10 protein-coding genes are annotated in these 8,852 nt (G+C 67.3%); 7 read left to right on the top strand and 3 right to left on the bottom strand.

All coding sequences use genetic code 11. The annotated features are described in order from the left end of the window. The 5 genes from ACRDUX_RS38380 to ACRDUX_RS38360 form a co-directional block, all read left to right on the top strand. A partial coding sequence (locus tag ACRDUX_RS38380; RefSeq protein WP_526422380.1) for an SDR family NAD(P)-dependent oxidoreductase occupies positions 1 to 524 on the top strand: 524 nt, incomplete at its 5' end. 10 nt (positions 525 to 534) lie between these two features. Further along, complete coding sequence (locus tag ACRDUX_RS38375) at positions 535 to 1,611, top strand: NAD(P)H-dependent amine dehydrogenase family protein (protein ID WP_526422378.1); 1,077 nt, start codon at positions 535 to 537, stop codon at positions 1,609 to 1,611. Between the two features lie 36 nt (positions 1,612 to 1,647). Beyond that, positions 1,648 to 2,001 (top strand): hypothetical protein, encoded by a 354-nt coding sequence (locus ACRDUX_RS38370; RefSeq protein WP_526422376.1) that lies wholly within the window; start codon positions 1,648 to 1,650, stop codon positions 1,999 to 2,001. Between the two features lie 40 nt (positions 2,002 to 2,041). Beyond that, positions 2,042 to 2,242: a hypothetical protein gene (locus ACRDUX_RS38365; protein ID WP_526422374.1), complete on the top strand. Its 201-nt coding sequence runs from the start codon at positions 2,042 to 2,044 to the stop codon at positions 2,240 to 2,242. A gap of 78 nt (positions 2,243 to 2,320) precedes the next feature. After that, positions 2,321 to 3,547 (top strand): Nramp family divalent metal transporter, encoded by a 1,227-nt coding sequence (locus ACRDUX_RS38360; protein WP_526422372.1) that lies wholly within the window; start codon positions 2,321 to 2,323, stop codon positions 3,545 to 3,547. On the opposite strand, the gene ACRDUX_RS38355 is transcribed toward ACRDUX_RS38360, so the two are convergent. Next, on the bottom strand, positions 3,548 to 4,345 hold the full coding sequence (locus ACRDUX_RS38355; protein WP_526422370.1) for an alpha/beta fold hydrolase: 798 nt from the start codon (positions 4,343 to 4,345) through the stop codon (positions 3,548 to 3,550). 134 nt (positions 4,346 to 4,479) lie between these two features. Between ACRDUX_RS38355 and ACRDUX_RS38350 the strand changes: the two genes are divergently transcribed. Together ACRDUX_RS38350 and ACRDUX_RS38345 are read left to right on the top strand one after the other, a co-directional pair. Continuing rightward, entirely contained in the window at positions 4,480 to 5,052 is a 573-nt protein-coding gene (locus ACRDUX_RS38350) for a TetR/AcrR family transcriptional regulator (protein ID WP_526422368.1), read from the top strand. Between the two features lie 184 nt (positions 5,053 to 5,236). Then, on the top strand, positions 5,237 to 6,286 hold the full coding sequence (locus tag ACRDUX_RS38345) for a poly-gamma-glutamate hydrolase family protein (protein ID WP_526422366.1): 1,050 nt from the start codon (positions 5,237 to 5,239) through the stop codon (positions 6,284 to 6,286). On the opposite strand, the gene ACRDUX_RS38340 is transcribed toward ACRDUX_RS38345, so the two are convergent. Then, the gene (locus ACRDUX_RS38340; protein WP_526422364.1) at positions 6,283 to 7,641 is read right to left on the bottom strand and encodes an amino acid permease; all 1,359 of its coding nucleotides are present in this window, start codon (positions 7,639 to 7,641) and stop codon (positions 6,283 to 6,285) included. The two genes, ACRDUX_RS38345 and ACRDUX_RS38340, sit on opposite strands and share 4 nt — an antisense overlap. Before the next feature lie 20 nt (positions 7,642 to 7,661). Beyond that, the coding region (locus tag ACRDUX_RS38335) for an amidohydrolase (protein WP_526422362.1) at positions 7,662 to 8,852 on the bottom strand (1,191 nt) is incomplete at its 5' end.

The following is an 8,852-nucleotide window of genomic DNA, read 5'->3' as shown; positions in this document are numbered from 1 at the left end:
TCGTCGTCAACAACGTCGGCGGCACCATGCCCGCGCCCCTGCTGGACACGTCGACCAAGGACCTTCGCGACGCCTTCACCTTCAACGTGACGACGGCCCACGCGCTCACGTCGGCGGCCGTTCCGCTGATGCTCGAGCACTCCGGCGGCGGCAGCATCATCAACATCACCTCGACGATGGGCCGCGTCTCAGGCCGCGGGTTCGCGGCCTACGGCACCGCCAAGGCCGCGCTCGCGCACTACACCCGGCTGTCAGCGCTGGACCTCGCGCCGCGAATCCGAGTGAATGCCATCGCGCCGGGCTCGATCCTCACCTCGGCGCTGGACATCCTGGCGAGCAACGACGAACTGCGCAAACCCATGGAGCAGGCCACGCCGTTGCGACGCCTCGGCGACCCGCTCGACATCGCCGCGGCGGCCGTCTATCTGGCCTCGCCCGCGGGCAGTTACCTGACCGGCAAGACCCTCGAGGTCGACGGCGGCATCACGTTCCCCAACTTCGAATTCCCCATCCCCGACCTGTGAGGACCAAGCCATGACGATCAGAGTCGCTGCGATCGGCACCGGCAACGTCGGCAAGCACGCGCTCACCCAGCTGATCATCGATCCCCGGTTCGAGCTGACCGGTGTGTGGGTGTCGTCGGACTCCAAGGCGGGCAAGGACGCCGCCGAACTCGCCGGGTTGGACCAGCCGACCGGCGTCACCGCCACCACCGACCTCGAGGTCATACTGGCCGCCAAGCCCGAGTGCGTGGTCTACACGGCGATGGCCGACAACCGACTCGTCGAAGCGCTCGAGGACTACCGCCGCATCCTGGCCGCAGGTGTCAACATCGTCGCCAGCGCCGCGGTGTTCCTCCAATACCCTTGGGGCACACTGCCTGATGAGATGATTGCGCCCATCCAGCAGGCCGCGGAGGCGGGCAACGCCAGCATCTTCGTCAACGGCATCGACCCCGGCTTCGCCAACGACCTACTCCCGATGGCGCTCGCGGGCACGTGTCAGAGCATCGAGCAGATCCGCTGCATGGAGATCATCAACTACGACACCTACGACAGCGCCACCGTGATGTTCGACGTGATGGGCTTCGGCAAGCCGCTCGACGACGTCCCCATGCTTCTGCAGCCGGGAGTGCTGAGCCTGGCGTGGGGGTCGGTGGTCCGACAGCTGGCCGCCGGCCTCGGCATCTCGCTGGACGAGGTGACCGAGACCTACGTCCGCGAGCCGGCGCCCGAGGACTTCGACATCGCGTCCGGGCACATCGCCAAGGGAACCGCGGCTGCCCTGCGCTTCGAGGTGCGCGGCATGGTCGGCGGCAAGGCCGTCGTGGTGCTCGAACACGTCACGCGCATCCGGGACGACCTGTGTCCGGAATGGCCGCAACCCGCGCAGGAGGGCGGCTCGTACCGCATCGAGATCACCGGCGAGCCCAGCTATGCGGTGGACCTGTGCCTGAGCAGTCCCAACGGCGATCACAATCACGCCGGCCTCGTCGCGACCGCGGCGCGCGTCGTCAACGCGATCCCCGAGGTCGTCGCCGCACTGCCGGGGATCCGCACCACGTCCGACTTGCCTCTCATCACCGGAAAAGGGTTGTACGCTGGCAATTGACTGCCAATATTCGTAAACGAAGGGCCTCCCATGCGCATGCGGTATCTCATTGGCGTGCTCGCATCGGCAGGCGTTGCGGCTGCCGTCGTCGCCGCCCCGGTCGCCTCGGCCGACCCCAGCGACGAGGTGTCCAACCTGCCAACGTGCACGACGACCGGTGACGGCAGCGGGTACACCGGCACCACGACCACCGAGTGCGCCTCGCCAGGCAACGTTCAGATCAACGCCACCGCGCCCGAGCCGGTGTACTCGTACCCGTGGGACGACGAGTTCTACGGGCCTGCGTTGATCATCGGGGACAGCGGCCCGGACGGTCCTCACGGCGGTGGCGGTGGCGGTGGTGGTCCCCACGGCGGCGGTGGCGGCGGTGGGGGCGGTGGCCACCGCTAGCGCCTGCCCGCTGATCAGGCTCAAGATGCATTGCCTACCAATGGCTTTCACGGTGGCCGCGGTTGCGGGCACGTTGGCGTTCGCGCCGGCTGCCATTGCCTCACCCACATGCATCAGGATCAACGCGACGACGACACAGTGCGAGACCCGTGGGCACTCGCAGATCACGACGTCGCCGCCCGCGATGAACAACACCCAGTGGTGGCCCTTTGGCGGCTACGCCATCGGGTTTCCCTGGTAGGACTCCGACTGGCTCGTCGGCAAGGTTTCGGCTAACCTAACTTTTCTATTCGCATACCCGGATAGAAGGTGAATGCCCTTGTCGACGGAGATCAAGACGCCAGTGCGCGCGGCAGGCTGGCTGCTGGGGCCCGCGTTCGTCGCCTCCATCGCCTACGTCGATCCCGGAAACGTCGCCGCCAACGTCAGCGCAGGCGCCCAGTACGGCTTCCTCCTGGTGTGGGTCATCGTGGTCGCCAACGTCATGGCGGGCCTGGTGCAGTACCTGTCGGCGAAACTCGGCCTCGTCACCGGACGCACACTGCCGGAATCCGTCGCCGACCACTCCCGCCCCCGCACCCGGATCGCGTACTGGATACAGGCCGAATTGGTCGCCATGGCAACGGATCTCGCCGAAGTGGTCGGTGGGGCCATCGCGCTGTACCTGCTATTCGATCTCCCGCTGCTGCTCGGCGGCGTCATCACCGGGTTCGTATCGCTGCTGCTGCTCGCGGTACAGAACCACAGCGGCCAGCGAGTGTTCGAGCGGGTCATCACCGGTCTGCTGCTGGTCATCGCCATCGGATTTCTGACCAGCCTGTTCGTCGAGCCGCCATCGGCAGGCGACGTAATCGGCGGTCTGGTCCCCCACTTCGAGGGCCCGGAGAGCATTCTGCTTGCGACGGCGATGCTTGGCGCGACGGTCATGCCCCACGCGGTATATCTGCACTCGGGTCTGGCCCGCGACCGCCACGGCCACCTGGAGGCCGGGGCGCCCCGGCGGCGGCTGCTGCGAGTCACCCGCTACGACGTCGGCCTCGCCATGCTCGTCGCTGGCGCGGTCAACCTGGCCATGCTGCTCGTCGCTGCCACCAATCTCCAGGGCGTGGAGAACACCGGCTCCATCGAGGGTGCCTACTCCGCGGTGCAGAACACGTTGGGCCACACCGTCGCACTGTTCTTCGCCATCGGCCTGTTGGCGTCGGGCCTGGCATCCACGTCGGTTGGCGCCTACGCGGGCGCCATGATCATGCAGGGCCTGCTGCGCAAGTCCTATCCGCTGCTGCTGCGACGGGTGGTGACGCTGATCCCCGCGTTGGTGGTGCTTGCGATCGGCGTCGACCCCAGCCGGGCGCTGGTGCTGTCACAGGTGGTGCTGTCGTTCGGCATTCCATTCGCCCTGATCCCGTTGGTGCGGCTGACCAGCAACCGGGAGCTGATGGGCGGCGACGTCAATCATCGCGTCACCACCGCACTGGGGTGGACGGTCGCCGCGGTCATCAGTGTTCTCAACGTGGTTCTCGTCTATCTGACGGTGAAGGGGTAGCTAGGCGCTGGCGGCGGCCAGGAACGGCGCGACGATCGCGAGGAATCCGTCGGGGTCGGAGGCAAACGGCACGTGGCCCGTTGGCAGCACTTCCAGTCGCGATCCCGGGATGGCCGCTGCAGTAGTACGTCCCAATCTCATTGGGATTGCGGTGTCCTTCGATCCCCAGATGACCAGGCACGGCGCGGTGATGCGATCGGCGCGCGGGCGCAGATCGTGTTCCGGCGACGCGAAACTGCGCCACATCGCCGCCGTGAGAATGACGCCTTCGCGGGTTTTCGCACGGGCCAGCTCGCGTTCCTGAACGGCTCGGTCGGTGCCACTGGTCGCCTTCATGTAGCTGCGGATGAACCGCGGTAGCACTCGTTTCATCACCGCCTGCCTTCCCAGTACTCGGGTGTAGAAGTTGCTGGCCGGGCTGGCGATGAAACCGCCCGAGTTGACCAACACCAGCCGCGAGACCCGGTGGGGGTCGGTGATCGCCAGCCGCGCCGCAGCGAAGCCGCCGACGGAGTTGCCGATGAACGCGGCGGGCGGCAGATCGAGTGCGGCAACCAGGTCGACGAGAACGTCGGCGAAGGAGACCGCGGTCGGCCGGTAGTTCGGCGTCGGGGCCGGCGAGTCGCCGTGACCCGGCCAGTCCACTGCGATGACGCGGTGGTCGCGACTGAGGCTCGGTGCTATCGCGTCGAAGTCGTGGCGGTCATGCAGCGTCGCATGCAGCAGGACCACCACGGGCCCCTCGCCGGTATCGCTGTAGGCAACCTTCCCCACCCGCGTCTCCACCATCATGGCCATCTCATGCTCCGTTCATTGACCGACCAGTCGGTCAAAGTTAGCATTGCGGGTGCCCCGACCTCAAGGAGTCACCGATGACCGCTCCCACTGCTCGCGCGCCGCAGTCAGCGCAAAGCCGTGGCTAAAGTGCTCCCATGAGCCCGACGCCGCCCGCCGCCCCACCGGGTCGGCGCAAGGAAGCGATGGCCAAGACCCGAGAAGCCCTCGTCGATGCCGGCCTGCGGCTGGCCGAACGCACCGGTCTCAGCGGTTTGAGCGTCGACCTCATCGTCAAGGACGCCGGGGTGGCAAAGGGCACGTTCTTCCACCACTTCGGTGACCGCGCCTCGTATCTGCTTGAGCTGCACCGTGAATTCCACGAACGCTTGGCCACCCAGATGCGGGCCGCCATCGTCGACATGTCCCCCGGGCGCGACCGTCTAGTGATCGGGACGAACGCTTGCCTCGACGGTTGCCTGCGCGACCGCGGCGTTCGCGCGCTGCTGCTGGAAGCGCGCGCCGAGCCGGCGGTAACCGACGAGATCAGACATCGGAACCATGCCAACGCCGAGCTGTGCCGTCCCGACTTCGCCGCACTCGAACGCGCACACCCCTACGAAAGCGCGCAATTGTGGGTCGGCATGGTCGCCGAAGCCGCCCTCATCGAACATGAAGCAGCGACGGCACTTCCCGCCATCCGCCAATCCCTTCAACAGTTCCTGAATTAACCTGGGTCGATTCGCGCGCACCGGGCCAGGGATACGCTGGATGTCCGGCGACTCGAATGATCCAATTCGCTTCGCCGCCGTCAAGATGGTTCGTCGCACGCGTGAGGAGAGTCCACTGTTCCCACAGGTCACGCGAAGCGCGCAGGCCCGTCTAGTCCTCATCTACCTGACGGTCACCGGCTGAATGCAGCCCTACTTCGCGTACGGGTCCAACCTGGACGTGACCCAGATGGCGCACCGCTGCCCCGACGCCACGAACCCACGACCGGCTACCCTCGCCGACCACGACTGGCTGATCAACGAGCGCGGCGTCGCCACCGTGGAGCCACTCGACGGCGCGCAGGTGCACGGCGTGCTCTGGCAGATCAGCGATAAGGACCTCGAGGTGCTCGACAGCGCCGAGGGCGTCCCCGTGCGCTACCGCCGCGACCGCATGACGGTGCACACCGACGACGGACCCGCCGACGCCTGGGTCTACGTCGACCACCGCGTCGAGACGGGCGCGCCGCGGCCCGGCTACCTCGAGCGGATCATGGCGGGCGCCGTACATCACGGCCTCCCCCAGCGCTGGCTGGACTTCCTCGAACGGTGGGATCCGATGAACTGGCCCCGCCGCCTCGAGCCGAGTGAACTGCCTGCGCCGCAAACCCTTTCGACACTGCTCGACGCCCCCGGCGTGGTCGAGGCCAGCACGCTGCGCTCCCGATTCGGCTTCCTCGCCATCCACGGCGGCGGCCTGGAGAAGATGACGGACGTGATCGCCGAACGCGCAGCGCAGGACGCCGACGCGTCGGTGTACGTCGTGCGCCATCCCGAGAACTACCCGCACCATCTGCCGTCGGCGTCGTACCGGGCCGGCGAGTCGGCACGTCTGGACGCCTTCCTCGACCACGTCGACGTCGTCGTGTCGCTACACGGCTACGGCCGCATCGGCCGCACCATGCAGCTGTTGGCCGGGGGTGGCAACCGAGCACTCGCCGCCCACCTGGCCCACCACGTGTCGGTGCCCGGCTACCAAGTGGTCACCGACCTGGAGGCCATCCCCCGCGAGCTGCGCGGGCTGCACCAGGACAATCCGGTCAATCGCGCCCGCGGCGGCGGCGCGCAACTCGAACTGACGCCACGGGTGCGCGGGATCAGCCCGCGCAGCGGCGTCGCCGGTGACGACGGCCTGACCCCCGCGACGTCCCGACTGGTCGACGGACTGATTGCCGCCGCCCGCAGCTGGTCCTAGTTCTCGGCCATGTCCAGCACCGGCGTGGGCCGCTGGAATCCGCGCGTGACGCCCAGCAGCCACACGAACCCCATTGCCAGCCAGATCAATCCGATCACCAGCGCGTCGAAGGAGAGACTGGTCCACAGCCACACCGTGAGGGCGAAGCCGATCAGCGGCAGCAGCAAGTTGTTGAAGATGTTCTTCTCACCCTCATCGATGAAGTAGTGCTTGAGCACCGACAGGTTGACCACCGAGAACGCGACCAGCGCACCGAAGCTCACCACCGACGACAGCGTCGCCAGATCGACCACCAGCGCGAACAGCGACACCGCCGAGACCACCAGGATGGCCCACGTCGGCGTGCTGAACTTCACCGAGACATGCCCGAAGACCTTGCGCGGCAGGACCCCATCGCGACCCATCGCGTACAGGATCCGCGCCACCGAGGCCTGCGACGTCAGTGCAGAGCCCAGCGCGCCCGCCACGTACGCTGCGGTGAAGAAGATGTTGAGGAATTGTCCGCCCGCAGCGAGCATCACATCCGTGGAGCCCGTGTCGACGTCGGCGAACGAGTTCGACGGGAAGACCAACTGGGCGACCACCGACAGGAGGACGAACAGGATGCCGCAGATGACGGTAGCCATCATGATGGCCCGCGGCACGTCTCGCTTGGCGTCCTTGGCCTCCTCGGAAAGCGTTGACACAGCGTCGAATCCGAGGAATGACAGGCACAAGATCGCCGCGCCGGCTAGGACCGGGGACAACCCAGGGGCCGTGCCGTCACCGCTGAACGGCGCCATGACGTCGACCTTGCCGAGACCGGAGATGGTGACGATCGACATCACGAAGAACACCACGATGAAGATCGCCTGGACGGCGATGATGAGGGCATTCGCGCGAGCCACCGACACGATGCCGATGATGTTGAGCACCGTCACGATCACGATGGTCACCAGCACGACCACCCACTGCGGGATCGACGGCACTGCGGCGTTCAGGTACAGCCCGATCACCAGGTAGTTCAGCATCGGCAGGAACAGGTAGTCGAGAAGCAGCGACCACCCCGCCAGGAATCCGATGGGCGCCCCGAACGTCTTCTGCGTGTACGCGTAGGCCGAACCCGCAACGGGAAACGCCGCCGCCATCCGCGCATACGACCGCGCCGTGAAGATCATCGCGGCGAGGGTGAACACGTAGGACAGCGCGACCCGGCCACCGGATACCTGGGTGACGATGCCATACGTCGTGAAGACGGTGAGCGGCACCATGTAGACCAGGCCGAACAGCGTGAGCGACGGCACGCCCAGCGCCCGCTTGAGGTGACCCTCGTGTGGGTCAGCGGACACTCCGACCAACGGCTCATTTGATGACATTGCGGTTCCCTTCCGGGCTCTTACTCATTGTTCGAATATCCGACCTCGCCACGCACGTAGGTGGCCCGAATCGAGATGCCGGGCAGCTCCGGCGCGGACGTGTTTCGCGGGTCGCGGTCCAGCAACAACAGATCTGCGCTCGCGCCGGGCTTCAGCCGGCCCCAAACCCCGTCGGCGAAGGCCTGACTCGCGACGCCTGCGGTATAGGCGCCGAGAGCGCGTTCGATGGTGAGGATCTCCTCGGGCGTCCAACCGCCCGCGGGCTCGCCCTCCGCGGTCTGCCGGGTCACCCCGATGGCGATGCCGTCGAGCGGCGCCCCCGAGGACACCGGCCAGTCAGAGCCGAGGGCCAGTGGCGCCCCCGAATCGGACAGCGATCGCATCCGGTACTGCTTGTCGGCGCGCTCGCGCCCAAGACGCGGCACGGTCAGCACGTTCATCAGCGCATCCTCCTGCGCCCACAGCGGCTGCATGCACGGGATGACGCCGAGCGTGGCGAAGCGCTCAAGATCGGCGTCGTCGACGAGTTGCACGTGGGCGATCACGGGACGACGGTCGCGAGGCCCGTTCTGCGCAACCGTGTACTCGATGGCGTCCAGCGCCTGGCGCACCGCGGCGTCGCCGATGGCGTGGATGTGGATCTGCAGGCCGAGCTCGTCGACCTTGCGGGCGGCCTCGGCCAGGGTGTGCCCCTCCCACACGGTCATCCCGTGCGAGTGCAGGCCCGAGCAGTACGGCGCCAGCAGGGCGCCGGTCTCGTTCTCCACCACGCCGTCGGCGAAGAACTTCACCGTCTGCGCCGTCAGGAACGGTGACCCGAGCTCGGCCACGCGGCGCTTGGCCTCCGCGAAGTGCTCGAGCTGCGAGTCGAAGTGACGCGGGTCGGCGTACAGGGCGAGGTTGAATCGAACGCGAAGGGCGGCACTACGGGCTGCGGCGATGTAGGTGTCGACGTCGGCGGGCTCCACCCAGGCGTCCTGCACCCAGGTCACTCCCCTGGCCAGGTAGTAGTCGGCGGCGGTGCCGAGCGCGGCCACCCTGACGCCTTCGTCGCGCGCGGGCATGACCGCGGTGATCAGATCCACTGCGCCCCACTCACGCAGGGTTCCGAGCACCGAACCGTCGTCGCGGCGCGGGATCTCGCCGAGTTCCGGGTCCGGGGTGTCCGACGTGATACCCGCACGTTCCAGGGCAACGGAGTTGACCCACAT

The organism is Mycobacterium sp., from assembly GCF_050701675.1.
GTDB lineage: Bacteria > Actinomycetota > Actinomycetes > Mycobacteriales > Mycobacteriaceae > Mycobacterium.
This window is presented reverse-complemented; position numbering and strand designations above follow the sequence as displayed.